The organism is Haloarcula sp. DT43 (genome assembly GCF_037078405.1).
Lineage (GTDB): Archaea > Halobacteriota > Halobacteria > Halobacteriales > Haloarculaceae > Haloarcula > Haloarcula brevis.
The window spans coordinates 323,946-349,236 of the sequence record NZ_JAYMGZ010000001.1; the positions used below are offsets into that span (position 1 = coordinate 323,946).

The window sequence follows — 25,291 nt, forward strand, 5'->3', positions numbered from 1 at the left end:
TGAAAAATGTTACGACGGCGACGCCCGCCGCGCGACCGGAGCCGCTACGCGCGTTCGCCCCGGAAGCGGTCGGGTTCCGCCAGCGGTGTCACGTCGAACTCCAGTCGCTCGTAGAACGGCCGCACGTCCGCGTCGAAGTCGGCGGTGAGCCGGTCCCGGCGGTCGAGCGCGGCCTCGATGAGCGCCGTCCCGATGCCCTGTCCGCGGCGGCGGCGACGGACCGCCACGGCCGCGACCCGGTCGCCGTCGAGAACGAGTGCGCCGAGGACGCGGTCGTTCTCGGTCCCCGCACCGTCGCCCGAGACCGCGACGAGCGTGCCGTCGCCGGCGATTCCCGCGCGGACCGTCGTCACGTCGATTTCGAGGGCCGCGCCGTCGAGGACGTTCATCGCGGCCGGCAGGTCGCCCTCGGTGGCCTCGCGGACGCGCATCGCTACCCGCCCTTGATGAGTCGCACGACGCGGACGCGGTCGGCCGTCACAGGCTGGTCGGTCGGGACGTGCTCGCCGTCGACGAGGACCGACACCTCGTGGGGGCTCAGGTCGACGGGTGCGAGCAGGTCGGCGTAGGTCGCGTCCTCGCCCACCTCCAGTTCGTGGGTGTCTTCCCCGGCGATGTCGACAGTGACGCGCATGCCCGGCGTTGGCCGCCGACGCACCTGAGACTGTCGACTCTCGCGGGGTTTAAGACCGGGCCGCGCCTCGATTTGCCCATGAGCGAGGCCGAGTCCGAGTCGCGGGCGGGACGCGAGGAAGTGTGGATAGAGAAGTACCGCCCCCAGACACTCGACGACGTGATGGGCCACGAGAACATCGTCGGTCGCCTCCAGAGCTACGTCGCTCGCAACGACCTGAGTCACATGCTCTTCTCCGGGCCGGCGGGGACGGGAAAGACGACCTGCGCCACGGCCATCGCCCGCGAACTGTACGGCGAGGACTGGCGCGAGCACTTCCTCGAACTGAACGCCTCCGACGAGCGCGGCATCGACGTGGTCCGGGACCGCATCAAGAACTTCGCGCGGACCAGTTTCGGCGGCGTCGAGTACCGCATCATCTTCCTGGACGAGGCCGACGCCCTCACGAGCGACGCCCAGTCCGCGCTGCGCCGGACGATGGAGCAGTTCTCGAACAACGTCCGCTTCATCCTCTCGTGTAACTACTCCAGCCAGATTATCGACCCCATCCAGTCCCGGTGTGCGGTCTTTCGCTTCTCGCCGCTGGCCGACGACGCCGTCGCCGCGGAGATACGCCACATCGCCGCCGAGGAGGACATCGAACTGACCGAGGACGGGCTTGACGCGCTCGTCTACGCCGCCGACGGCGACATGCGAAAGGCCATCAACGGCCTTCAGGCCGCCTCCATCAGCGGCGACACGGTCGACGAGGCGGCGGTGTACGCCATCACCTCGACGGCCCGGCCCGAGGAGATACGGGAGATGGTCCAGTCGGCGCTGGACGGCGACTTCACCGCCTCGCGGGCGACCCTCGACCGCCTGCTGACCGAGGAGGGCATCGCCGGCGGCGACATCATCGACCAGCTCCACCGCTCCATCTGGGAGTTCGACGTCAGCGACGAGGCGGCCGTCCGCGTGCTGGAACGCATCGGCGAGACCGACTACCGCATCACTCGCGGCGCGAACGAGCGGGTCCAGCTGGAAGCGATGCTGGCCTCGCTCGCCCAGGGCGAGTAAGGACGGCTCCGGTGGCACCCGGCGTTTGCCACCCGTCGGCAGTGACATACGGGGTTCGGTGCTCGAACCTTCGGAACAGTTTTAGGCGAACGTGGGCCAACTGAACACCAATGAGCGACCTCGACGAGGCCTACCAGCTCGAATACTTCGAAGCGGAAGGCTTCCACAGACAGGAGTGTAGCTCCTGTGGCGACATGTTCTGGTCCCGTGTCGAGCGCGAGACCTGCGGCGAACCGCCGTGTGCGGAGTACGACTTCATCGACAACCCCGGGTTCGACGAACCCCACTCGCTGACGGAGATGCGCGAGGCGTTCCTCTCCTTCTTCGAGGAGCGCGACCACGAGCGCATCGACCCGTACCCGGTGGCGGCGAACCGCTGGCGCGACGACGTCCTCCTGACCCAGGCGTCCATCTACGACTTCCAGCCGCTGGTCACCTCCGGGACGACGCCGCCGCCGGCGAACCCGCTGTGCATCAGCCAGCCTTGCATCCGGATGCAGGACATCGACAACGTCGGCAAGACCGGGCGGCACACGATGGCCTTCGAGATGATGGCCCACCACGCGTTCAACGCCCGCGAGGACATCGAGGACCCCGAACAGTACGCCTACCAGGGCGAGGTGTACTGGAAAGACGAGACGGTCCAGCTCTGTGACGAACTGTTCGAGGAGATGGGGGCGAACTTGGACGAAATCGTCTACATCGAGGACCCGTGGGTCGGCGGCGGCAACGCCGGCCCGGCCATCGAGGTCATCTACCGCGGGGCCGAACTCGCCACGCTCGTCTTTATGTCCATGGAGCAAGACCCCGACGGCGAGTACGAGATGAAGGACGGCAACCGCTACTCGCCGATGGACACCTACATCGTCGACACCGGCTACGGGCTGGAGCGGTGGACCTGGATGAGCCAGGGGACGCCGACCGTGTACGAGGCCGTCTACCCGGACATGATAGCCTTCCTCAAGGACAACGCGGGCATCGAGCTCACCGACGAGGAGGAGCGAATCGTCCACGAGGCCGCGAAGCTCGCGGGCCGGATGGACATCGACGAGGCCGAGGACATCGAGGCCGAGCGGGACACCATCGCCGCCGAGGTCGGCGTCGGGGTCGCGGAACTGCGCGAACTGATGGCTCCGCTGGAGGACATCTACGCTATCGCCGACCATTGCCGGACGCTGGCGTACATGCTCGGCGACGGCATCGTCCCCTCGAACGTCGGAACGGGCTACCTGGCGCGGATGGTCCTGCGGCGCACGAAGCGGCTGGTCGACGGCGTCGGCGTCGACGCGCCGCTGGACGAACTCGTCGACATGCAGGCCGAGCGGCTGGGCTACGAGAACCGCGACACCATCCGCGATATCGTCCGAACCGAGGTCGAGAAGTACCGCGAGACGCTGGACCGCGGCGGCCGGCGCGTCCGCCAGCTGGCCGAGGAGTACGCCGAGAAGGGCGAGCCGATACCGACCGAGGAACTGGTCGAACTGTACGACTCCCACGGCATCCAGCCGGACATGGTCGAGGAAATCGCCGCCGAGAAGGGGGTCGCGGTCGACGTGCCCGACGACTTCTACGCGGTGGTCGCCCAGCGCCACGGCGGCGGCGACGCGGCGACCGAGGAGTCGGAGACGCCCTACGCGGAGCGCCTGGCGGAACTGCCCGAGACCGACCGGCTCTACTACGAGGACCAGCAGCGGACCGAGTTCGAGGCCGTCGTCCTGGAGGTGTTCGACCGCGACGACGGGGACTTCGACGTGGTACTGGACCAGACGATGTTCTACCCGGAGGGCGGGGGCCAGCCGCCGGACGAGGGGACGCTGTCGACCGACGACGTCTCCGCCGAGGTGACCGACGTCCAGCAGTACGGCGACGTCATCGTCCACACCTGCGACGACGACCCCGGCAAGGGTGAGTTCGTCCGCGGGCAGGTCGATGCCACCCGCCGCCAGCGCCTGATGCAACACCACACGGCGACCCACATCGTCATCCACAGCGCCCGGCAGGTGCTTGGCGAGCACGTCAGGCAGGCCGGTGCTCAGAAGGGGACCGACTCCGCCCGCATCGACATCCGCCACTACGAGTCGGTGAGCCGCGAGGCGGTCAAGGAGATAGAACGCCTCGCCAACGACATCGTCCAGGACAACATCACCGTCAGCCAGGAGTGGCCCGACCGCAACGAGGCCGAGGAACGGTACGGCTTCGACCTCTACCAGGGCGGCATCCCGGCGGGCGAACAGATTCGGCTCATCACCGTCGGCGACGACGTACAGGCCTGTGGCGGCACCCACGTCGCCCGCACCGGCGACATCGGGGCCGTCAAGCTCCTGAACACCGAGCGGATTCAGGACGGCGTCATCCGCCTGACCTTCGCGGCGGGCAACGCCGCCATCGAGGCCACCCAGCGCACCGAGGACGCGCTCACCGAGGCGGCCGACGTGCTGGACGTCGCGCCGGAGGCGGTTCCCGAGACTGCCGCGCGGTTCTTCGACGAGTGGAAGGCCCGCGGCAAGGAGATAGAACAGCTCAAGGAACAGCTCGCGGAGGCCCGTGCGGGCGGCGGCGACGACAGCGAGGAGGTCGACGTGGGCGAGGCGACCGCCGTCGTCCAGCGCATCGACGCCGACATGGACGAACTCCGCGCCCAGGCCAACGCCGTCGTCGAGCAGGGCAACATCGCGGTGCTGGGCTCCGGGCTCGACGGCGCGCAGTTCGTCGTCTCCGTCCCCGAGGGCGTCGACGTCGACGCCGGCGAGGTCGTCGGCGAACTGGCCGGCCGCGTCGGCGGCGGCGGCGGCGGTCCGCCGGACTTCGCACAGGGCGGCGGCCCCGACGCGGCGGCGCTTGACGACGCACTCGACGACGCGCCGGAAATCCTCAGAACCGTCGCCAACGCCTGAGCGCCGTTCCGCAGTTCGGAACGACAGCGTTCGATTCGGCCCGTTTTCCCGCTCGCTCGACCGGTGAGCCGCGCTGCCGGGTCCCACCGTTCGAGCGGTTGCAACGAGCAGGTGTTCGATTCGACGGCGAGTTTCCGTTCGAATGTGTCGCCGTCGGCCCGCGAATACAATTACATTTACTGATATAAGGTGTATGTGGATATCCTTCCAAAAGTGTTTTTAGTAAGTGCCCGTTCATCAGAGATATGAGCGGGAAACCTGAGATGTCGCACGTTCAGTCCCACACGGAGTACGTTCGGTCACGCCGGACGTGCCCGGGCTGTGGGACCGGCGTGCCTGTCGAGTCGAGCCGCGCCGCCGTATCGCTGTGTGAGAACTGCCGCCCGAAGCCCTCCGCCTGACTCATGAGTGTTACCACCGAGCCCCCGTCGGACACAGAACTGAACGAGACGCCGGAGTTCGAACTGGACTGCCTGTACGACGACCCCGAGAACCCCTCGGAGCTGACAATCTTCCCTTCGGACCTCCAGCAGTCCGTGACCGAGTGGGTCACCGCGGACCGGTCGGCGGCCGTCTCCCTCGACGAACTGCGCTGACCTATTCGCCCTGACACAGCCGCCGGGCGTCCCGCATCGCCTCGTTCGTCTCACAGACCAGCGTCAGGTGGTCGCCGTCCGCGAGGCGGAAGTCGCTGTCGGGGACCCGGTCGTCCCCGTTGCGGCTCACCATCGCCACCAGACAGCCCTCGGGCAGTTTCTCCGCGGTCTCCGATATCGTCCGGTCGACCAGCGCGTCGTTCCCGAGTTCGACCTCCAGTACGTCCCCCGTCCGCCCGGAGTCCGACAGCCAGCGGGCCAGCGCCGGCCGCTCGACCGCGTCGTCGATGGCGTCGGCGACGGCAAAGCCCGCGGAGATGGTCTCGACGTCGAGGTCCTCGAAGGCTGCGACGTTGTCCGGCTGGTTCGCCCTGGCGACCACGGTCTCGACGCCGAAGCGTGTCGTCGCCAGCTGTGCGACGAGGAGGTTCACGTCGTCGTCGGCTGTCGCGGCGACCACGACGGACGCGCGGTCCGCTCCCGCTTCTTCGAGGACGGTCGCGTTCGTCGCGTCACCGTGGACGACGCGGTGGCCCTCCGCGCGGGCCCGCTCGACCGTCCCTGCGTCCTCGTCGACGAGGACGACTTCTTCGCCGCGCGATTCGTAGCGGACCGCCAGTTCCCGGCCGACTCGGCCGCCGCCGACGATGAGTGTTTGCATGGGCAGGATATCGAGCGCTTGCGCGAAGTGACGGGCCAGCCCGCCTTGAAAGATGACGGTCGCGAAGATGACCAGAAAGACGGTCCCGACGAGGACCGTCGCGGCCGCGGGCTCGTCGGGCCGCAGTTCGATGGCAAACAGCGTGGCAACGCTGGCAGGGACGATACCCCGCGGCCCCATCGCGCCGACGAACGCCCGCTCGCGGAGCGTGAGCCGCCCGCCCAGCGTCGAGAGGAACACGCCCAGCGGGCGGACGAGCGCGGCGACGGCGATGACGACGACGAGGCCGCCGACCCCGAGCGCGCGCAGGTCGCCGAGCGACAGCTGTGCGGCCAGCACGATGAACACGAACGAGAGGACGAACAGCGTGATACCGCCCTTGAAACCGGCTATCTCGTCCTCGTGAGGGATGTCGGCGTTGCCCAGTATGATGCCGGCGACGGCGGCGGCCGCGATGCCGGCCTCCGAGAGCCACATCCCGCCCAGCGCGTACGCCAGCAGCGCCGCCGTCAGGACCACGACCCGGGCGTTCTGCAGGGCGTTGTCCGCCGAGAGGGGCCACCGCCGGAGCAGGAGCGCGATGCCGCCGCCGACGGCGACGCCGACGACGAGGCCCACGGCCAGGCGGGCGACGAACGCCTCGACGACGGCCACCGGCGAGGACTGGGCCGCGACGACGAACTCGAAGGTCGCCACCGCGAGGACGGCGGCGGTCACGTCGTTGACGATACCCTCCGTTTCCAGTGCGGCGGCGACCCTGTCACGAACAGGCACTACCTGCATGATTGGCGTGATGACCGTCGGACCGGTGGCGATGAGCAGGCTCCCGACGAGGACGGCGACCGGCCACGTCGTCCCGAACACGATCTCGACGGCGACGGCGGTTCCCGCCAGCGAGACGAACGCGCCGACGGTGACGAGCCCCAGCGCCTCCCGCGACGCCTCGCGGACCCGCTCGGCGGTGAGGTGGAAGGCCCCCTCGAAGACGATGATACCGACGCTGAGGCCGACGATGGCCTGGAGCCCAGTCCGGCCGAACGTCGCGGGGTCGACGAGGTCGAGCGCCTGCGGGCCGACGAGGACGCCGGCCACAAGCAGGAAGGCGACGCTCGGAATCCGGAGCCAGTCGGCGACCAGCTGCGCGGCGACGCCCAGGCTCGCGACCAGCACGACCACGCCGATGAGTGACGCTGCTCCGGACACGGAATTGCCGGCCCTTCGACAGCCAGCGCCAAAGGCCTATCCACCGAAAGAGACACACCGCCGGCGCGGGAATGCACCGACGATGCCGACCGCACGCAACCGCGACGTGTCCCTCTACTACGAGGCCGACGGCGACGGTCCGACTGTCGTGTTCGTCAACGACGTGGGATACGGGGCCTGGCTCTGGGGCTGGCACTACGACGCCGTCGCCGGCCCCTACGAGACGGTGGTGTGGGACCTCCGCGGGACCGGCCGGTCCGACGCGCCGGCGGGGCCGTACGACGTGGGGACGCTGGCGGCCGGCCTCGACGCCGTCCTGGCCGACCACGACGTCGGCAGCGCCCACCTCGTCGGGGCCGGCCTCGGCGGGATGGTCGCGCTCGACTACGCCCACCGGTACGGCCGCGCCCGTTCGCTGACGCTGTACTGTACGGCCGGGTCCGGCGACGCCGTCGACCGGGCCGCGCTCGATTCGCTCGCGCTCGACGAGCCGGACTCGCTCGACGGGGCGTTCTCGCCGGCGTTCCGCGACCACGACCCGGACCTGCTGGAGCGGATTGCGGACTGGCGCGCCGACGAGGACGCGACCGGCGACGCCCGCGCGGCGCAGGCCGCGGCGATGGCCTCCTTCGACGCGCCGCCGCTGTACGAGATTACCCAGCCGACGGAGGTGTACTACGGGCTGGACGACCCAGTCGTCGCACCCGACGCCGCGCAGTCGCTGGCGGCGGACCTGCCACGCGGGACCGGGGAGGCCGTCGAGGGCCGGCACTGTTGTTACGTCGAACACGCGCCGGCAGTGACCGACCGGCTGCTGGCGATGCTGGACGAGCACACCGAGTGAGACCCCGGCGCTCCTGTCTTCCACCGGACGCAATCCACAAATACGCGGCCTGATAGGGGCTAGGTATGACCGACCGGACGGCGGCCGTCACGCGAACGACGGCCGAGACGGACATCGAGGTCACGCTCGACGTGGACGGCGACGGCGACAGCACCGTCGACACCGGCATCGGCTTCTTCGACCACATGCTCGACGCCTTCTCGACGCACGGGCTGTTCGACCTGACCGTGCAGTGCGACGGCGACCTGGAGATAGACGACCACCACACCGTCGAGGACGTGGCCATCACGCTCGGCGAGGCGTTCACCGAGGCGCTCGGGGACAAGCGGGGCATCCGCCGGTTCGCCGACCGCAAGGTGCCGCTGGACGAGGCTGTCGCGAGCGTCGTCGTCGACATCTCCGGCCGGCCGTACTTCGAGTTCGACGGCGAGTTCTCGCAGGCCGCGGTCGGCGGGATGACCAGCCACATGGCGAAGCACTTCTGTCGCTCGCTCTCGACCAACGCTGGGCTGACGCTGCACTGCGAGGTCGAGGGGGAGAACGCCCACCACGAGATAGAGGCGCTGTTCAAGGGGTTGGCGCGCGCGCTCGACGACGCGACCCGCATCGACGAGCGCCGGTCCGACGTGGCGAGCACCAAAGGCGAGCTCTAACCGACCGCGACACGCCGTTTCGGACGCTGTCGGCACCGATTAGTGGCCCCGCGTCCACCACCCTGTATGTTCGACGAGATTATGCAGAAGTTCGAGGACTCCCCCGGCCAGCAGGACGTCATCCGCCTGCTGCTGGAGCGGGGGTTCTCGGTCAACGAGGACGGCCGCGTCGTCTCGGGCGGCATCGAGATTCCGAACACGGGCATCGCCCGCGAGGCCGGTGTCGACCGCCGGGTGGTCAACGCCACGACGGACGCGATTCTCGCCGACGACGACCTGCGGCGCATCTTCCGCAACATCTCCTCCGTGCCGAGCCTGCTCGACCTCGCGCCCGTCCTCGACCTGCACGCGGTGACGGTCACCGTTCGGGCCGCCGACGAGTCCGGCATCGTCTCGACGGTGACTTCGGCCATCGCCGACCGCGACATCTCCATCCGGCAGGTCCTGAGCGAGGACCCCGAGTTCACCGACGAGCCGAAACTCTATGTCATCACCGACGAGGAACTGCCCGGCGACCTCATCAACGAAATCCGCCGCCTGGCGTTCGTCCGGACCATCGAACTGGCCTGACGCCGGCCGACTTTTGCCGGTCCCCGCCCACGGTCCAGTATGCATCCGCGAACGCTCGTCCGGCTCGAAGGCGCGCTCGTCGGGGCCGGGGCCACCGCACTCTACGTCCTGCAGGGGCGGTCGCTCCTCCTCTTTCTCGCCCTGATTCTGGCACCCGACCTCTCGATGGCGGGCTATCTCCATAGCACGCGTGTCGGAGCAGCCAGCTACAACGCGGTCCACACGTACCTCGGTCCGGGGCTGCTGGCCGTGGCAGGGGTCGTCGCTGCGGGTGACCTCGCTGTCGGCGCGGCGCTCGTCTGGACAGCCCACATCGGGGCGGACCGCCTGTTCGGCTTCGGGCTGAAGTACGCCGACCGTGAGTTCGGCGACACGCACGTCCAGCGCCTCTGACCATGCCGGCGACGCTCACCGTCGAGACGCCCGCGGGCGAGATACACGAACTCACCGCCGAACCCGGAGCAGTCCTCCGGGACGTGTTACTCGACGCCGACCTCTCGCCACACGGCCGCTACGCGACGCGGGTCAACTGCGGCGGCCGCGGCATCTGTGCCACCTGCGGGGTCCGCCTCGCCGACGCGCCCGCCCCCGACCACTGGCACGACGACCTCGCCGACCGGTTTGGCTACCCCCGGCTCTCCTGTCAGCTCCGGGTCCGGGACGGCATGGCGGTGAAACTGCTCGACAAGCGGGTCTGGGGCGCGCGCCGGCCCGACGGCGGCCCGGACTGACCCGCCAACGGCAAACGCTATTCGGCCGCCGCGCCTACGCCGGCCCGTGACGGACAGCTACCTGACCGTTCCGGGCCGCGGCGAGGCGCGCTTCGAGGTGCGGGGCTCGGAGTTCATCGGCCACGTCGCGCCGGCGGCGACCGTCGAAGACGCCGAGGCGTTCGTCGACGCCGTCGGCGAGGAGTACGCCGACGCGACCCACAACGTCCCCGCCTACCGCGTCCGGTCCGACCCCTTCCGGGAGTACTCCAGCGACGATGGCGAGCCGAGCGGCAGCGCCGGCGACCCCGCGCTGAACGTCCTCCAGCAACGCGAGGTCGAGAACGTCGTCGCCGTCGTCACGCGCTACTACGGCGGGACGAACCTCGGCGTCGGCGGGTTAGCCAGTACCTACTCCAGAGCGGTGAAAGACGGCGTCGACGACGCGGGCGTCGTCGAGGAGGTGCCCCACGAGCGGTTCACCGTGACCGTCGCCTACGACGATTCGGGCAGCGTCCGGAGCCTGCTCGAATCGGCGGGCGTCGAGTTCGAGGCCGACTACGCGGCCGAGGTGGTCTTCGAGGTCCGCGTGCCCACGGCGGAGGGGAGCGCCCTGCGGGACCGGATTCGGAGCGCGACCAGCGGGCGGGCCGCCATCGAGAGTGAGTGACGCCCGCTACTCGTAGGCCGGGAGCCGCGCCGACTGCGCCGACCCGTCGATAAAGGGCAGGTCGACTTGCTGTGCGCTGACCGGGTCGCCGTCGACGCGGACGGTCAGTGACGCCTCGGGGCGCTCCCAGGCGAGGGTCGCCAGCGCAATCGGGGCCTCGCGCATCGGACTCTGTGCGGCGCGGGTCACGTCGCCGACGTGCTCGTCGCCGGCGAACACCGCCGCACCGGGCTCCGGCACATCTCCGACGGCGAGGCCGACCAGCCGCTGGGTCGGGTGGCCGCGGTTCTCGACCCGCGAGACGACCTCCTGACCGACGTAACACCCCTTCTCGAAGTCGAGCGCGTTGCGCAGACCCAGGTCGTTCGGGAGCGCGCCCTCGACCTCGCTGTCGAACAGCGGCGTCCCGGCCTCCAGGGTCAGTGTCTCCCAGGTCCGGTAGCCGAAGGGGACGGCGTTGAGCCCGCGGTTGACCAGCGTGTCGAAGACGGGCTCGGCGTCGTCGGCGCTACAGACCACGTCGTAGCTCTCCTCGCCGGCGAGGTTGTCCGTTCGGATGACGGAGACGCCGGCGTCGCCGAGTTCGCCCCGCTCGAAGGTCAGTACGTCTTCGGGCGTCCCGGTCTGGTGGAGGACGCTGGCGATTTTCTCGGTCGCTTTCGGCCCGTGGACGCCGAAGACGGCGAAGTCGTCGGTCGCCACCTCGAACTCGACGTCCTGGATGAAGGTCTTGTCCGCCCACTCCGCGGCCAGGTCGTCGGCCTTCTGTGGCGGCGTGAACACGAGCAGGCGCTCGCCGGCGTTGTACACGTACATGTCCGTGCTGACCCGGCCGTCGGGGTCCAGCAGGAGCGCGTAACAGCCCGCGCCGTCCTCGTCCGGCACGCGGTTCGAGACGGCGTTGTCGACGTAGTCGACGCGGTCCTCACCGGTGACGACGATGACGCCGTAGCCGTACTCCATCGCCCCGACGACGTTCCGAACCGCGCGGTGGGTCCGCTCCGGTCGGCCGTAGCTGTCGACGACGCGGCGACCGCCGACCTCCCTGAACGTCGCTCCGTGGGCCTCGTGGACGGACTCGAGAACAGTCATTGCACGGTCATGCGGCCCTCGCGGGGAAAAACGTCCCGTTAGCGTCGCCGGCGAGCCAGGACGGCCACCGCGACCAGCGCGGCAATCGTCAGCGCGACAGTAAAGCCCGGCCCGCTACCGGCCGACGTTTCGGTCGCCGTGGCCGTCCGGTCCGGCGTCGTGGCCGCCCCGCCCGTCGTCGTCTCCTCGCCCGGCCTGAACGCGGTGACGGTCGTCGTCGCGGTGAGGTCCCCCGACGCCGCGGTGAACGTGACGTTCCCGGCCGTCGGGACCGTCGCGGTTAGCTCCCCGTCTGCGTCCGTCGCTCCGACCTCGGTCCCGTTCCGGGTCACGGTCGCGTTCGCCACCGGTTCGTCGTACTCGTCGGTGACGGTCAGCCGGACAGTCGCGTCGACGACGACCTGCCTGTTGTCCGGCGTGAGCGAAATCTCGGGGGTCCGCTGGATAGCCACGTCGAGTGACTCCTCCTGCTCGCCGACCCTGACGCGTCGCTCGACGGTCTCGTAGCCCTCCTTCGTCACTGTGACGTCGTAGCGGTCGTTGACCGGCACGCTGACCGACGCCGTCCCGTCGGAGAGCGTCGGCACGGCCCCGTCGAACCCGCTGTCCGACTCGATTCGGACGGTCGCGTCACGAATCGGCCTGGAGTCGTCGTAGCGGTCGTCGACGACCGAGGCCTGCAACAGGACCGACCCCTCGCTGATACGGACGGTCGTCGTCGTCTCGCCGGAGACGGTTACGGCGGTCAGGTTGCGGTAGAACCCCGGCTTGGTGACGATGACGCTGTACTCGCCTTCCTCGATGGGCCGCGTCGTGACGGTCCCGTCGCCGCCCGCGTTCCTGTCGACCACGTAGTTCCCGTCCCGGTACAGCCGAACGCGGGCGTCCACGGCCGGTTGACCGGTCTCGTTCACGGCGCTGACCGTGGCGGTCGCCGACTCCGAGACCTGCACTTCGATGGCCTCGGTCTCGGCGTCCGTGACGACGTACGGGACGTTTCGGACGTACTCGTCGTCGCGTATTTCGAGCGTGACGTTCGCCCCCTCGGGCACGTCGACGAGGGCCTGCCCGTTCGCCCGCGTCGTCTCGTTGGTCGGCCCGCCCGCGCCGTCGTCCCACGTCGCCGAGATGTCGATTCCGCTGAGCGGGTCGCCGTCCCCGTCGACAACGGTGACGGTGAGGGTCACCTGTGACTGCGCGGCGGCCGTTCCCGCCACCGCTCCGGCCCCCACAAGCAGTGCCAGGACGCCGACAGTGAACGCGCGACGATGGTTTGTCATACCTGATTAATAAACTAGTAGACGTAAATCAGTACTGGCGGTAGGCACCTCCTACGGCCGTCTAGACCGCTGTGAATCGACGAGGCGCGAGACTTCGGACGGCTCCAGGGGCGTCAACGGTCCGGTCATCGTCCGGGCGAGCGCCGCCGCCGCGACGCCGTGGGTCAGTGCCTCGTCCGTGTCTGCTCCGGCGGCCAGTCGCTGGAGCGTCGCGCCGATGAAGGCCCCGTGTTGCCCCGATTCGTCGACTGCGGTCGTCTCGATGGCGTCCTGCTCGTGGACGACGCCGTCGTGGTACGCGACGGCGCCGTACTCGCTGCGCGTGAGGACCACGCGGGTGAGGTCGTACTCCGTCGCGAGCGTGTGGACGATTTCCCGGGGTCCCCCGGTCGTGTCGAACACCGCGGAGACCTGCTCCTCGGCGGCAAAGAGGGTGTCGACGGCCGGCAGCAGGTCGGCGAGCGCGGCCCGCGCGTCGTCGGCGTCCCACAGCCCGGGGTGGAAATCGAGGTCGAGCGCCCGCATCCCAGCCGCCGCTCTGAGCAGCGCCCCCGTCGTGTCCGCGGCCGTCTCCGAGAGCGCGAGGGTCGCGCCGGAGGTGAACACCACGTCGGCGCTCTGTATCTCGCCCATCGGCAACTCGCCGGGCGTCAGCGTCGCCATCGCGGTGTCGCCGCGGTCCTGGAGCAGCCGCTCTGTACGGGGCGGGGCGGCGTCCTCGTGGAAGGTGAGTCCCTGCCGGCCGGTGTCCGGGTCCGCCCAGACGACCTCCGTCTCCAGACCGAACTCGTGGAGTTCCGCGACGACGCGCCGTCCGAGCGGCGTGTCCGGGACCTTCGAGAGCCACCGCGCGTCGGCCCCGAGCCGCCCGGCCGTCGCCGCGACGCTGCTCGGGGTCCCGTCGACGCGAATCGACGCCTCTCTGGCCGTTTCGAACCGCTGTCCGTCGGGGGGCGCGAATCTGAGCGCGGTCTCGCCGAACGTTACGAGTGACATACCGCGTGCATCGAGAGACGTAGGCTTAGTTTAATCGGCTGTATCGACTGCTGTGTCGCGCCCGCTACCGCCGCCGTCCGCCGTGCCCGGGGTAGTCGCGCTCGAACCGGTCTTCGAGTTCCTGCCGGTCGATGTGGATGACCGTCGGCCGGCCGTGGGGACACGCGTAGGGGTTCTCGCAGTCGTCCAGGGCGGCGAGTAGGTCCCGGACCGACCCCTCAGTCAGCGACGTGTTCCCCGTCACGGAGGGGTAACACGCCAGGTCGCCGAGCAGTTCGTCGGCCGCGGCTTCGACCGTCGCCGCCGCCTCGTCGTCGCCGGCGACGAACGCGCCCAGCACGTCCCTGACGACGTCCGGCCCGGCCGCGTCGGCGATGACGCCCGGGAGGGTTCGGACCTCGACGCTCCGCTCGCCCGTGCGTGCCGTGTGAAAGCCCAAGCTCGCCAGCGCGTCGCTGCGCCGGTCGAACACCGCCGCCTCCCGGGCGGTCAGTTCGAGTTCTACCGGCTCCGCGAGCGCCTGCGTCGTCGTCTCGCCCTCGAACCTGGCCTTGAGCCGCTCGTAGTTGACCCGCTCGTCGGCCGCGTGCTGGTCGACCAACACGAGGCCGTCGTCCGTCTCCGCGACGACGTAGGTGTCGGCTAACTGCCCGAGAATCCGCATCGAGGGCAGCGACTCGTGGGTCGCCTCCGGCTCGTCGCCGAGGCGCATCTGCTCCCGGCCGCCGGTGAACTTCCGGTCATCCCCGGCTGTCCGGCCCGTTTCGGACGGCTCGTGGCGCTCGTCGTCGCTATCTCCACCCGAAACGTCACCCTCTATTTTCCGGCCTTCGGATTCGCCCGACGGGCCGTCTCCCGCCCCGGTCTCCGAGGCCCGTTTCGTGTCGACTGAGTTACTGGACTGAGCTGTGCCGGACGCCTGGCGAGCCGTCGAGTCAGTCGGCGTAGCGTCGGGTCGGTCCGTGCCTCCGGTGTTCGGTTCCGCCGCCGTCTCGCCGCCGTCCGCGGGGCTGTCCGTCGGTGGTTCCGCGGCTCCCCGGTCGTCCGCCTCCGGCCGCTCGCCGGTCGAGTCGCGCCGGTCGGTCGAACCGCGTCCGCCCGACGAGTCCGGCGTTATCTCCGTCTGCTCGGGCGCGGACCGGCCACGCGGTGCCGTCGAGCGCAGCAATCCCTCGCGCAACAGCGCGTCCTCGACGGCGGTTCGGACCTGCTTGCGGACCCCCTCGTCGTCGGCGAAGCGGACCTCTAGCTTCCGGGGGTGGACGTTCACGTCCACGTCGCCCGCGGGCACGTCCAGGAAGAGGACGGCGAAGGGGTAGCGGTCCGGCGCTATCTGGGTGCCGTAGGCGTCGACGACGGCGTCCCGGACCGTGCCGGCGCGGACGTACCGACCGTTGACGTACGTCGAGAGGTACTCGCGGCCCGCGCGGTTCGTCTCGGGGTGGGACACGAGACCGCTGACGCCGTCGAGCGGGCCGTCGGGGAACCCGTCGCTCTCCCCGTCGGCCCCCGACCCCGCGCCGACCGAAATCATCGATTCGGCGACCTCCCGGCCGTAGACGGACATCACCGTCTCGCGCAGGTCGCCCTGCCCGGTCGTCGAGAACGTCTCGCGGTCGCCGTGGGTCAGCGACACGGCCACGTCCGGGTTCGCCAGCGCGTAGCTGGCGACGACGGTGTTGACGTGGGCGAACTCCGTCGACTCCTGTTTGAGGTACTTCCGGCGGGCCGGGACGTTGTAGAACAGGTCCTCGACCTCGATGGTCGTCCCCTCCGGACAGCCCGCCGGGCCGACGGACGTGACCTCGCCGCCTTCGAGCACGAGTTCGGTCCCCACGTCGCCCCCGCGTGGCCTGGTCCGGATAGTCAGCCGGGAGACCGCCCCGATTGCGTGCAGGGCCTCCCCACGGAAGCCGAGCGTGCCGACGCCCCCCTCCAGGTCGGCGATGTCGCGGATTTTCGACGTGGTGTGTTTCTCGACGGCCCGCTCGACGGCCTCACGGTCCATCCCAACGCCGTCGTCGGTGACGCGAATCCCGCCGGTGCCCCCGGCCTCGACGCCGACCTCGACCCGGTTCGCGTCGGCGTCGATGGCGTTCTCGACCAGTTCCTTGACGACGGAGGCCGGCCGCTCGACCACCTCGCCGGCCGCGATGCGTTCGACGGTCCGGTCGTCGAGTCGCTGGATGTCGGTCATACGTGCCCCCGCATGTGACTGCTACCGGCTAACGGGCGAAGCGACTTGATACTGTCTGCCCTCGACTGGCCCTATCTTCCCATGAAAACAGTTAACACGGACCAGTCCTGCCCTCCGCATGGTGACGACGCATGTGCCACCACAGAGAACGCTCCTGGACCGAAGCGACGGCGGACGACGAGGCGACTGACGAGGACGAGGCGGAACTGCCGTCCTTCCTCAACGAGGCGGCGACCGAGACCGAGGTGCTGACCGACGGGGGCGACGAGGCGTAGCCGCGTCCCGCCAGTGGCGTCGGCGAACCAGCCGTTTTTCGTCGGACGCGAGTCCCAATCCGATAGCTAAAGTGCGCTCGCCGTCAGTCGCCACTATCCTGTGGACCTCGACATGGAACAATACGACCAACTCTACCGGCTGTACGAGAGCGTAGACACGACGACGTTGCGGGGGTATCAGGAGTTCGTCGACCTGTTCCCCCCGCTCAGTTCGACCGTCGCGCTGGAACAGTGGGAGACCGCCAGCGACCGCCTCGACGACCTCAAGGCCGACATCACCGCGGAGTTCCCCGGGACCGGCGAGACCTACGCGGAAATCGCGGCCCGGCTGACCCGCGACGAGGCCTTCACCGCGCTTGACCTCTACTCGAAGTACGGCCGGTCGGCGAACGTCCTCGTGCTGGACGTCGACGAGACGCTCCGGTCGGCCGGCGACACCGACAACGAAATCCCCCGCGATACGCTGTATCTGCTGACGCAGTTCCACGAGGCGGGCGTCCCAATCGTCGTCTGTACCGGCCAGACCCTCGAAAACGTCAAGGGGTTCATGATCCAGGGGCTGGGCAACGACCTCGTCTCCTCTGGGGGGATGAGCATCGTCTACGAGTCCGGCAACGGCGTGTTCACGCCCAAGCACGGCGAGGACACCAAGCGACTGCTGTACGAGCGCCTCGACGGCGCGGTCGTGGACGTGTTCGAGTACGTCCGTCGGCGGGTCCTCTCGGAAGCCCCCGACGCCGTCGGCAAGCGCTGTCACCTCCAGGGCAACGAGTTCAACGTCACGCTGAAACCGAACGCCGAAATCGGCAGCGACAACGCCGTCGAAATCATCGACGAGTCGCTGCGCTATCTCTGTGGGCTGGTCGGCGACGCCGTCGCCGCGCAGGTCGACGCCGAGGTCGACGACCCCGCGGGCTACGCTCGGGCGTACTTCAGCCGCGACCCCGAGATTATGGACGTCCTCGAAGCCGGCGACCTCTCGACCGACGCCGACGTCAACGACGCGCCCGACGCCTTCCGCGACATCCTCGAACGCGTCGACCTGGGCTATTACGAGGGCGACGCGGCCGAACTCGTGAGCCTCGAACTGGACAAGTCCGCCGGCGTCGAGGAGGCCTTCGACGTGCTCGGCATCGACGACCCGTTCGCGCTCGTGATGGGCGACAGCAAGAGCGACCTGCGGGTGATGCGCTGGATAGACGACACCGACGCCGGCATCGCCGCCGCCCCCGCCCACTCCTCGTCGGACGTGCTCGACCACGTCAGTTCGCGGGACGACCTGGTGTACGAGGCCGGCGACGCCAGCACGGTCCTGCGGACCGTCTACGGCCTCCGGCTCATCGAGCAGTTGGACGAGCACGGCGAGTGAGCTGGCGACTCAGCCGCTCTCGGCGTCGCTGTACAGTCGGCCGTGATTCGTGGAGGGCATCGCCTGGAACGTCCGCATCCGCTGGCATATGTATTCTGGTGGGGGCACCCAACAGTTAGGCCGCCGCCGACCGAACTGCCGCCATGAGTCTCGATACCGTGTTCGGGCAGGTGCCGGACCCGCAGTCGTACTCCTTCCCGGACTACTCGCTCCCGCAGGGCGACCCGGTCAAACCGGTCGCGCTGACCGACGACGAACTGACCGCGCTGCTGGATCTGTACGACGCGTTCGCCGCCGTGGACCCGACGGGCATGGACTCGAACCCGTTCCTTCGGGCGACCAGCGAGTTCCTCCAGCAGTCACTCGGCGCGCCGCTGTCCCGTCCTGACGAGCAACTGAACGACGACATCGCCGCCTTGCTCAACGACTTCTCGGACGACCTGGGCGGGCGGGCCATGGGCGTCGTCGACGCGACGCCGGCCCACCACCGGACGCTGTACTTCTTCCTGACCGGCTGCAAGGCCTATCACGTGGCCCCGCACCTGCAGTTCGACCCCGACCCGGCCGCCGTCGAGACGCTGTACGCCGTCTACGAGCGCGTTACCGACCAGGCGTTCTATCTCAAGCGGCCAAAGAGCGTCCTCGAATGAGAGCCCGTGGTCCGGTCCGTTTATCGGGGAGCGTCGTAAACTGCGGCCAATGACACCCGACCAGCCAGAGATTCCGGTCGTCTGCGAGGCCTGCGGGACGCGCACGTCGGTCGCGTTCGAGGACGTCGAGGACGCCGTCGCGCGCCACAACGAGCAGCTCCACGACGGCGACCCGGTCGCCGAGGTCGACCCCGCTGTCCTGGAGGAACTCACCGACCGCCTGGCGAAGGACATCGGCCTGCTGGAGTAGTCACTCCCCCAGCGGGAGCCGCTCGTAGGCCTCGCGGTCGGCACCGGCGTCGAGCGCCCGCGGCCGAAGCCGGCAGACGTTCTTCACAGTTCGGGGGCCGAGCACGCGGGGCGAGACGAACCGCGGCCGCCCCGGCTCGGTCCCGGGCCCGTCGCCCAGCGCGAGCACTGCCCCGGTGAGGTCGGCGAGCGGGATACACGCCAGGTCACCCCCGGCCGATTCGAACTGGACGTGGGTCGTCTCGCCGGGCATCGCCGCCGCCTCCAGCAGGTCGAACACGTCGATACCGGTGTACTCGCGCTCGATGCGGTCGCCGGAGGCACACTCGAAGGCGACCGGCCCGCGGACGACGTCGAACGGGAGCGTTTCGGGGGCCACGTCCCAGGGGAGCACCAGCGGGTCGGCCCCGTCGATGCGGACCGTCGGACGGCCGGTCGGCGTCTGTCCCATGGCCCTGTGTTCCCGCCCGACGGCCTTCAGCGGTTCGGACCCGCCGGGCTCGCGGGACCGCCCTCACTCCCTGGAGTGCAGCGAGTACGCGATAAAGAGGACGCCGACGAACTGGAACGCGCGGGTGACGAGCGTGAGCGGTTGCTGGAACCGGCCGGCGAGCAGGCCCTGCTGCAGGAGGAGCGACCCGGCGAACGCGACGACGAAGGCCACCGCCGTGAGGCAGAACAGCCCGACCGAGAGGTACTGCATCGCCCGACTGTCGTGGCGACGATACCCCCGGTAGGCCTGGTAGCCGACGTACCCACCTAGTACTGTCGAGCCGAACGCCAGGACGGTGATGAGCCAGTTCATGAGCGTCTCGATGGCGACCATCTCAGAGGTTCTCCCACATTTTCGTGAATCTGTCCGCGGTGTCCTGTTCGTCCTGTCCCGGGAACGCCGGCGGCTCCGTCCGCTCGACGTCGGTCTCGAAGTCGCCGTCGGCGAGTGCAAGCGAGAACTCCGAGAGCGTGGCGGCGAACACGCTGTAGTCGTTGCCGCCCGTCTCTATCCGTGTCTGTTCCTCGATGAGGCCGTGCTCCCGGAGCCACTCGACCCGTCTGTAGACGGTCGGTTGTGACATCTCACACTGGTCGGCGAGCTGTTTCGCGGACATGGGTTTGACACTCGTTGCTGCGAGGATGTCCCGGGCGTACTCGTCACTGAGCAGGTCGAGGATGTCGCCCACGGCCGGGTCCTCACTCACGTATCGGCCCAACGGTCCGTCCCTGAATAAAAGGTCCCGTCAGTTTCCGAGTCAGAAGCAAGCCACGGGACAGTGTCAGCGGAGACCGGCGCTGTCAGGGGGTTCCCCAGGCAGGGCAGTCGGGGCAGGGGACCGCTTCGCGGGCGGCTGGCCCACAGCACCCTCAGGGTGGCCGCCCCGGGAAGCCCCGGGGCGTGTGGTGGACAGACAGCGGCCGCGGCCGGAGGGCGTCGGTGGCACGGTGGTTCAGGGCCGCTGCATTCCAATCGAGGGGCGGTTCCATAATATAACGCACCACCGAACTTCTGACCCAGAAAACGGCGGCCTGATGTGCTCGCGCGGGCGGTCACTCGCCGACGGGACAGCCGATTGACTGGCCCACTGCGACCAGTCGGTCCGTCGAGACGCCCTCGCCACGGACCGTGTACCGGTAGCGCTCACAGCTCCAGGAGACCGACGGCGTCAGGTCGCGGCTGACCTGTGCCGGCCGCCCGTCGATTGTCACGCCGGCGTTTCCCTCCGCCCCGGCGGCCGGCCGGTCGTACTTGGCGACGGTGAGCAGACTCGTCCGGTTCGCGTAGCGGAGGCCCACCCCGCGAATCTGGCCCTCCGTCCGGGTCGCGGCCTGCAGTTCGTAGCTTGGCGGGATGTCGGGGTCTGGGACCCGCATCTCCGCCGCGGCTTCGAGGGCGCTGACCGACTCGTAGGTCAGGGTCTCGGGCGTCTCCGGGACGGTGACAGTCGTCCCGGCCGGGAACTCGGGAGTGAACGCGTCCGCCGACACGCCGGTGTCGTAGCTGACGTTCGTGTACGTCGTCGTCACGACCGTCCGCTCGCCGCCCGCCGTCCAGGCGGTGCGCTTTTTGACCGGGAAGAACCGCTCCGTGTCGACCCAGAGCGTCTGCTCGTAGGCCGCGTCGGCTTCCGGCGCGAGGTGGACGACGTACGCGTCGCGCCCGTCGACGGACGCCGTGCCGCGGTAGCTGACGGTCATCGGCCCGGCGGGAGCGGCCGGCCGCGCCCCGGCGCGGGGTACGACCGGTAACGGCTCGACCGACCGGGTTTCGGTCGCCGTGGCCATGTCGAGCGTGGCGAACAGGCGCTGGAGCCGCTCGCCCCGGTCGGCCTCGCTCCCGCTGAGCGAGAGACGCGTGGCGTTCGCGCGGTCCCGGTCGTACAGCCACAGCGTCGGCCCGTTCGACACCCGCAGGTCGTACCGCCGCGTGGTGGCGTCGACGAGTTCCAGCCGCTTCTTCGGGGTCCCCGGCTGGAGCGTGGCGTCGTAGGTCGTCCGGCTCGCGACCGTCCCGTTCCGGGTAATCGTCGTCGTCTGGGTCGCGCTGACGCCGTCTATCGCCGCGTAGCGTTGCGTCACGTCCGCGTCGACCTGTAGCTGGTCGGCGGTCCCGGTGCTCGTGAACACGAGCGACCACGTCGCAACGGCCAGCACGCCGACGACGACCACCGTCGCAACGGTGAGGACGAGTCGTTCCGATGTGAGGTGTCGAGTGACCATGTCTTGGGGGTACAGGGCGGCGCTGCGTGCGCTCCGAGCGGTTACCTATCACATAACCGGGACTGCAAGTAAAACCTCCTGTCCGTCAGTAGTCTCCGAGCACGCCGAGGCGTCTGGCCCGCCGGGTCGCGGACTGGAACACGACGTACCCGAACAGGACGTACCCGACCGCGACGCCGACGAGCAGCGCCAGGTCGACGGCGGAGAACTGCCAGAGCCGAGTCCCGTCGACCATGGCCCGCTGTAACAGCGCGCTCCCGTGGGCGAGCGGGAGGACCCGCGTCCAGCCGAGCTCGAACACGGGCGCGGAGATGAGAACGATGAACCCGAACTGGAGCAGATTGAGCCAGTTCCCGATGCGCTTGTACAGCACCGCGACCCCGCCGGCGGCGAACCCCAGCCCGAGCACCGACGCGATGGTCAGCGACGCGACGACGACGACGGTGAGGACGTTCAACTGGAGGCTCGTCCCGGTAATCGCCAGCATCACCGCCAGCACCACCGTCGAGGTGATGAACGTCCGCACGACCTTGGCGACGCCCTTGCAGAACGCCACCGGCGCGAAGCCAAACGGCGTCATAACGTGCCGTTCCAGGGTCCCCCACTGGGCCTCGCTGCCGATGTCGCTCGAAATCGACTGGTAGGCACCGACCGAGAGCGACCACAGGAAGTAGCCGACGATGATGCCCTCGATGGAGTCGGTTATCGCCCGCCCGGCGAGCATCCGGCCGCCGTAGAACAGCAGGCCGAAGAAGAACACCGAGATGACGATGCCCCCGACGGCGTTGGCCGGGTAGCGGACGAAGATGAGGTACTCGCGGTACAGCACCGCCCGCGCGAGGTCGAGATACCCCGCCCGCATGGCGTCGTCAGCGCCCGTGTCAGCGCTCGTGGTCGACGGGCCGTCCGGCCCTCTCATCGTCTCTGCCCCGTGATTTCGACGAACACGTCTTCGAGGTCCGGTTCGACGGTGCCGACGCCGGTCAGCGTCACGCCGCGGTCCCGACACAGGTCCAGCAGGCGGTAGAACCCGTCGCTGTCGGTCGCCACCTCGACGCGCCGGCCACGCTCGACGCTCGCCACGTCGACCACCTCGAAGCGCTCCCGGATAGTCCCCAGCAGGGCGTCGGTGATGTCGGGGCTGGTGACGGCGAAGGCGGTCGCGGTGAACTGGTCGAGGACGGCCGAGACGCTGTCGTCGGCGATGATATGTCCCTCGTTCATGATGATGACGCGGTCACAGACGTCCTCGATGACGTCCATGTCGTGGCTGCTGACCACCGCCGTGAGGTCGCGCTCGTCGACGACCCGCCGAAGTTCCCGCCGCAGCGTCAGCGAACTCTCCACGTCCAGCCCCAGCGTCGGCTCGTCGAGGAACACCAGGTCCGACTCGCTTGCCAGCACGCTCGCCAGCGACACCTTCTGTTTCATCCCCCGGGAGAGGTCCCGGACCGGCTCGTCGGCCTTCTCCGAGAGGTCAAGCTTCGCCAGCAGCCGCTCGTGGCGGTCGGCGACGGCGTCGGGTTTGACGCCCTTGATAGTCGAGAAGTAGCGGAGGTTCTCCCGCACGGTCAGCCGCCAGTAGTCGTTTCGCGCCCCTTCGAGCATCCCGTCGACGTGGCGGTAGGCCGCCCGCGGGTGCTCGCTCATGTCGATGCCCTGTACGCGAACCCGGCCGGAGTCGGGCAACACGAGCCCGAGAATCGACTTTATCGTCGTCGTCTTGCCCGCACCGTTGGGGCCGAGCAGCCCGACGACCGTCCCCTGCTCGATGCGAAACGACACGTCGTCGACGGCCGTCACCGCGTCCGCACCGCTGCCGAACTGCTTCGACAGCCCCTCGACGGCGAGTGCGGGGGGCGGACCGTCCCCCGTCGAAGCCGACTGCTCGGCGGACCGCGAGCCCGACTGGTGGGGCCGCTGGGATGCCATTACCGACTGTGAGGGCTTCACAACCAAAAGGACAGTCACGCCTCGTCGCTCAGGCGGGGTCGAGACCGGTCACCTCGAACCGCGCGCCGCCGGCCTCGCTCTCGGTCGCCGTGACCGTCCAGCCGTGGACCTCGGCGACTCGCTGGACGATTTTGAGCCCGAACCCGGTCCCGTCCTCGCCGGTCGAGTATCCGCCTTCGAACACCTGCTCACGGTCCTCGGGCGCGATGCCCGGGCCGTCGTCGGCAACGTAGAACCCCTGACGGTCCGGGTCGTCGATGATGCCGACTCGCACCGTCGTCCGCGCCGGTCCGCGTTCGGCGGTGTCGCCCGGCGGCGTCCGGCCGCCTGTGGCCCCGTGTTCCACGCTGTTTCGCAGGAGGTTCGCCAACAGCCGTCGGAGCTTCGCCGCGTCGGCCCGCACCTCGCGGTCGGCCTTGACGACGAGCGTGGCGTCGTCGGCCGCGACGGTCTCCCAGCACTCCTCGACGATGTTCCCGAGCGCGACGGGTTCGGGGTCGGTCGTCGTCTCGCCGGCGCGCGCGAACGTCAGGAGGTCGTCTATCAGCGCCCGCATCCGGTCGTGGGCGCGCGCCACCTCGTCCAGCGAGTCGCTGTCGTGCTCCGCCCGGACCAGTTCCAGGTAGCCCTCCGCGACGGTCAGCGGGTTCCGGAGGTCGTGGCTGACGATACTGGTGAACTCGTCGAGGCGCTCGTTCTGCCGCTCCAGGCGCTGCTCGTAGGCCTTGCGCCGGGAGATGTCCCGCCCGATGCCGACCACGCCGGCTCTCTCCCCGTCGGCGTCGGTCAGCCGGACGCCGGTGAGTTCGTAGGGGACCAGCTCCCCGTCGGCGGTCCGGAGGTCGGCTTCGAGGCTCGTCCGTTCGTGGTGCAGCGCCTGGTCTATCGCCTCGTAAATCCGCTCGCGCTCCTCGTCGGGGAAGAACTCACAGACCTCCATGTCGGCGATTTCCTCGTCGCTGTACCCCGTCACCTCGGGGAAGCGGCTGTTCCACCGCCGGAGGCGCCCGTCCGCGTCGACGACGTAGAACAGGTCGTCGAGCGTGTCCAACGCCTGGTCGATGAACTCCCGCTCCTCGCGGAGCGTTCGCTCGCGGCCGAGGCGGTTGAGCGCCGCCGTCGCGTGCACCGAGAGCGTCCGTGCCAGCGTGACGTCCGTCTCGTCGAACGCGTCGGCGTCGCAGGACCCGACGAGGAGGACTCCGTGGTCACCGAGCGGGAGGAGGATTTCGCTCCGGATGTCCGTCTCCGGGTTGTGCCGGTCCGGGTTCGACGTGATGTCGTCGTGGACGCGCGTCTCGCCGGCCTCGAAGGCCTGCCACGCGAGGCTGTCCCCGGGTTCGAACACCGGCGGCGTCCCGATGAGTTCCTCGACCCGTTCGGTCCAGGCGGCCGGGGTCAGGCCGTCGTCGTCGGCGAGGTGGACCGCGTTGGCCGGCATGTTGAGGATGGTTCGGGCCGCGTCCACCGTGACCCGGGCGATGGCGTCCTCGGTCGTGGCCCGCATGAACGCCCTCGCCGTCGTGTGTAGCTCCTCGATGGCGCGCCCGCGCCGTGTGTCGCCGCTGTGGGCAGTCCCGTCGGCCGTCCGTTCGGCGGCGTCGACGACGCTGTGGGCGAGTCGTGCGTACGGTGCGGCCCCGCTGTCCGCCCGGAAGTACTCGGTGACGCCGGCGGAAATCGCGTCGCTGGCGGCCGCCTCGCTCCCCTCGCTGGTGAACAGGACGAACGGCAGGTCCGGCTCCCGCTTGCGGACCGCGTCGAGGAACTCGACGCCGGTCCGCTCTGGCAGGTCGTAGCCGGCGACGACGCAGTCGAACGGCTCCTCGTCGAGGCGTTCGAGGCCGTCGGCGACGGTCCGCTCGGTCTCGACCGTGATACCGCAGTGCTCCCGCTCGAGAGCGGTCGCCGCCGAATCGACGACAGACGGATCGTCGTCGACGTGGAGAACGCGGATACGGTCGGGCATTGTGGTCTAGCAGTGACAACTCCCGTATCCCTTTTGCGGCGCGAGTATCTTCAAT

28 protein-coding genes are annotated in these 25,291 nt (G+C 69.3%); 13 read left to right on the plus strand and 15 right to left on the minus strand.

Annotated elements, in window-relative coordinates; all coding sequences use genetic code 11:
* Positions 1 to 44: 44 nt before the first annotated feature.
* A complete protein-coding gene (locus VI123_RS01735) occupies positions 45 to 431 on the minus strand; it encodes a GNAT family N-acetyltransferase (protein WP_336336353.1) in 387 nt (128 codons plus the stop codon).
* 2 nt (positions 432 to 433) lie between these two features.
* Positions 434 to 634, minus strand: coding sequence for a ubiquitin-like small modifier protein SAMP2 (gene samp2 / locus VI123_RS01740; RefSeq protein ID WP_336336354.1), 201 nt, complete (start codon positions 632 to 634; stop codon positions 434 to 436).
* A 78-nt stretch (positions 635 to 712) separates the two neighbouring features.
* Between samp2 and VI123_RS01745 the strand changes: the two genes are divergently transcribed.
* Positions 713 to 1,690 (plus strand): replication factor C small subunit, encoded by a 978-nt coding sequence (locus tag VI123_RS01745; RefSeq protein WP_336336355.1) that lies wholly within the window; start codon positions 713 to 715, stop codon positions 1,688 to 1,690.
* Positions 1,691 to 1,800: 110 nt separating this feature from the next.
* Entirely contained in the window at positions 1,801 to 4,584 is a 2,784-nt protein-coding gene (alaS, locus tag VI123_RS01750) for an alanine--tRNA ligase (RefSeq protein WP_336336356.1), read from the plus strand.
* 274 nt (positions 4,585 to 4,858) lie between these two features.
* Here alaS and VI123_RS01755 read toward each other — a convergent pair whose 3' ends face one another.
* Complete coding sequence (locus tag VI123_RS01755) at positions 4,859 to 4,990, minus strand: hypothetical protein (protein ID WP_336336357.1); 132 nt, start codon at positions 4,988 to 4,990, stop codon at positions 4,859 to 4,861.
* Here VI123_RS01755 and VI123_RS01760 point away from each other — a divergent pair.
* A complete protein-coding gene (locus tag VI123_RS01760; RefSeq protein WP_336336358.1) occupies positions 4,989 to 5,180 on the plus strand; it encodes a DUF7511 domain-containing protein in 192 nt (63 codons plus the stop codon). The genes VI123_RS01755 and VI123_RS01760 overlap by 2 nt on opposite strands.
* 1 nt (position 5,181) lies before the next feature.
* On the opposite strand, the gene VI123_RS01765 is transcribed toward VI123_RS01760, so the two are convergent.
* On the minus strand, positions 5,182 to 7,044 hold the full coding sequence (locus VI123_RS01765) for a cation:proton antiporter domain-containing protein (RefSeq protein ID WP_336336359.1): 1,863 nt from the start codon (positions 7,042 to 7,044) through the stop codon (positions 5,182 to 5,184).
* 82 nt (positions 7,045 to 7,126) lie between these two features.
* On the opposite strand from VI123_RS01765, the gene VI123_RS01770 reads away from it, so the two are divergent.
* From VI123_RS01770 to VI123_RS01795, 6 genes are all read left to right on the plus strand, one after another.
* Positions 7,127 to 7,888, plus strand: coding sequence for an alpha/beta fold hydrolase (locus VI123_RS01770; RefSeq protein WP_336336360.1), 762 nt, complete (start codon positions 7,127 to 7,129; stop codon positions 7,886 to 7,888).
* A 65-nt stretch (positions 7,889 to 7,953) separates the two neighbouring features.
* Positions 7,954 to 8,541, plus strand: a complete 588-nt coding sequence (gene hisB, locus VI123_RS01775; RefSeq protein WP_336336361.1) for an imidazoleglycerol-phosphate dehydratase HisB — start codon at positions 7,954 to 7,956, stop codon at positions 8,539 to 8,541.
* A 66-nt stretch (positions 8,542 to 8,607) separates the two neighbouring features.
* Positions 8,608 to 9,111, plus strand: a complete 504-nt coding sequence (locus VI123_RS01780; RefSeq protein WP_336336362.1) for an ACT domain-containing protein — start codon at positions 8,608 to 8,610, stop codon at positions 9,109 to 9,111.
* Between the two features lie 39 nt (positions 9,112 to 9,150).
* Positions 9,151 to 9,504: a DUF4260 domain-containing protein gene (locus tag VI123_RS01785; protein ID WP_336336363.1), complete on the plus strand. Its 354-nt coding sequence runs from the start codon at positions 9,151 to 9,153 to the stop codon at positions 9,502 to 9,504.
* 2 nt (positions 9,505 to 9,506) lie between these two features.
* Complete coding sequence (locus tag VI123_RS01790; protein WP_336336364.1) at positions 9,507 to 9,842, plus strand: 2Fe-2S iron-sulfur cluster binding domain-containing protein; 336 nt, start codon at positions 9,507 to 9,509, stop codon at positions 9,840 to 9,842.
* A 46-nt stretch (positions 9,843 to 9,888) separates the two neighbouring features.
* Positions 9,889 to 10,491 carry an IMPACT family protein gene (locus VI123_RS01795; protein ID WP_336336365.1) on the plus strand — a complete coding sequence of 201 codons (603 nt, stop codon included), beginning with the start codon at positions 9,889 to 9,891 and terminating at the stop codon, positions 10,489 to 10,491.
* A 6-nt stretch (positions 10,492 to 10,497) separates the two neighbouring features.
* On the opposite strand, the gene ygfZ is transcribed toward VI123_RS01795, so the two are convergent.
* From ygfZ to mutL, 4 genes are all read right to left on the minus strand, one after another.
* Positions 10,498 to 11,583 carry a CAF17-like 4Fe-4S cluster assembly/insertion protein YgfZ gene (gene ygfZ, locus VI123_RS01800; RefSeq protein WP_336336366.1) on the minus strand — a complete coding sequence of 362 codons (1,086 nt, stop codon included), beginning with the start codon at positions 11,581 to 11,583 and terminating at the stop codon, positions 10,498 to 10,500.
* Between the two features lie 38 nt (positions 11,584 to 11,621).
* The gene (locus VI123_RS01805; RefSeq protein WP_336336367.1) at positions 11,622 to 12,863 is read right to left on the minus strand and encodes an Ig-like domain-containing protein; all 1,242 of its coding nucleotides are present in this window, start codon (positions 12,861 to 12,863) and stop codon (positions 11,622 to 11,624) included.
* A gap of 51 nt (positions 12,864 to 12,914) precedes the next feature.
* A complete protein-coding gene (locus tag VI123_RS01810; protein WP_336336368.1) occupies positions 12,915 to 13,859 on the minus strand; it encodes a PfkB family carbohydrate kinase in 945 nt (314 codons plus the stop codon).
* 64 nt (positions 13,860 to 13,923) lie between these two features.
* Positions 13,924 to 16,056 (minus strand): DNA mismatch repair endonuclease MutL, encoded by a 2,133-nt coding sequence (gene mutL / locus VI123_RS01815; RefSeq protein WP_336336369.1) that lies wholly within the window; start codon positions 16,054 to 16,056, stop codon positions 13,924 to 13,926.
* A gap of 131 nt (positions 16,057 to 16,187) precedes the next feature.
* Here mutL and VI123_RS01820 point away from each other — a divergent pair, with 131 nt between their 5' ends.
* The 4 genes from VI123_RS01820 to VI123_RS01835 all read left to right on the plus strand — a co-directional run bounded on the left by VI123_RS01820 (position 16,188) and on the right by VI123_RS01835 (position 18,600).
* Positions 16,188 to 16,331 (plus strand): hypothetical protein, encoded by a 144-nt coding sequence (locus VI123_RS01820; protein ID WP_336336370.1) that lies wholly within the window; start codon positions 16,188 to 16,190, stop codon positions 16,329 to 16,331.
* Between the two features lie 100 nt (positions 16,332 to 16,431).
* Positions 16,432 to 17,700, plus strand: a complete 1,269-nt coding sequence (locus VI123_RS01825) for an HAD family hydrolase (RefSeq protein WP_336336371.1) — start codon at positions 16,432 to 16,434, stop codon at positions 17,698 to 17,700.
* 143 nt (positions 17,701 to 17,843) lie between these two features.
* Entirely contained in the window at positions 17,844 to 18,350 is a 507-nt protein-coding gene (locus tag VI123_RS01830) for a hypothetical protein (protein ID WP_336336372.1), read from the plus strand.
* A 49-nt stretch (positions 18,351 to 18,399) separates the two neighbouring features.
* Complete coding sequence (locus VI123_RS01835) at positions 18,400 to 18,600, plus strand: hypothetical protein (RefSeq protein ID WP_336336373.1); 201 nt, start codon at positions 18,400 to 18,402, stop codon at positions 18,598 to 18,600.
* Here the strand turns inward: VI123_RS01835 and VI123_RS01840 are convergent, their stop codons facing one another.
* The 7 genes from VI123_RS01840 to VI123_RS01870 all read right to left on the minus strand — a co-directional run bounded on the left by VI123_RS01840 (position 18,601) and on the right by VI123_RS01870 (position 25,236).
* Positions 18,601 to 19,050 (minus strand): molybdopterin-binding protein, encoded by a 450-nt coding sequence (locus VI123_RS01840; protein ID WP_336336374.1) that lies wholly within the window; start codon positions 19,048 to 19,050, stop codon positions 18,601 to 18,603.
* Positions 19,051 to 19,113: 63 nt separating this feature from the next.
* A complete protein-coding gene (locus VI123_RS01845) occupies positions 19,114 to 19,425 on the minus strand; it encodes a DUF7521 family protein (RefSeq protein WP_336336375.1) in 312 nt (103 codons plus the stop codon).
* A 1-nt stretch (position 19,426) separates the two neighbouring features.
* Positions 19,427 to 19,798, minus strand: a complete 372-nt coding sequence (locus tag VI123_RS01850; protein ID WP_407066971.1) for an ArsR/SmtB family transcription factor — start codon at positions 19,796 to 19,798, stop codon at positions 19,427 to 19,429.
* Between the two features lie 346 nt (positions 19,799 to 20,144).
* Positions 20,145 to 21,314 carry a LolA family protein gene (locus tag VI123_RS01855; protein ID WP_336336377.1) on the minus strand — a complete coding sequence of 390 codons (1,170 nt, stop codon included), beginning with the start codon at positions 21,312 to 21,314 and terminating at the stop codon, positions 20,145 to 20,147.
* Positions 21,315 to 21,399: 85 nt separating this feature from the next.
* Positions 21,400 to 22,176 carry an ABC transporter permease gene (locus VI123_RS01860; RefSeq protein WP_407066982.1) on the minus strand — a complete coding sequence of 259 codons (777 nt, stop codon included), beginning with the start codon at positions 22,174 to 22,176 and terminating at the stop codon, positions 21,400 to 21,402.
* 53 nt (positions 22,177 to 22,229) lie between these two features.
* Positions 22,230 to 23,246, minus strand: a complete 1,017-nt coding sequence (locus VI123_RS01865; RefSeq protein ID WP_336336379.1) for an ABC transporter ATP-binding protein — start codon at positions 23,244 to 23,246, stop codon at positions 22,230 to 22,232.
* Between the two features lie 49 nt (positions 23,247 to 23,295).
* A complete protein-coding gene (locus VI123_RS01870; RefSeq protein WP_336336380.1) occupies positions 23,296 to 25,236 on the minus strand; it encodes a hybrid sensor histidine kinase/response regulator in 1,941 nt (646 codons plus the stop codon).
* Between the last annotated feature and the right edge of the window lie 55 nt (positions 25,237 to 25,291).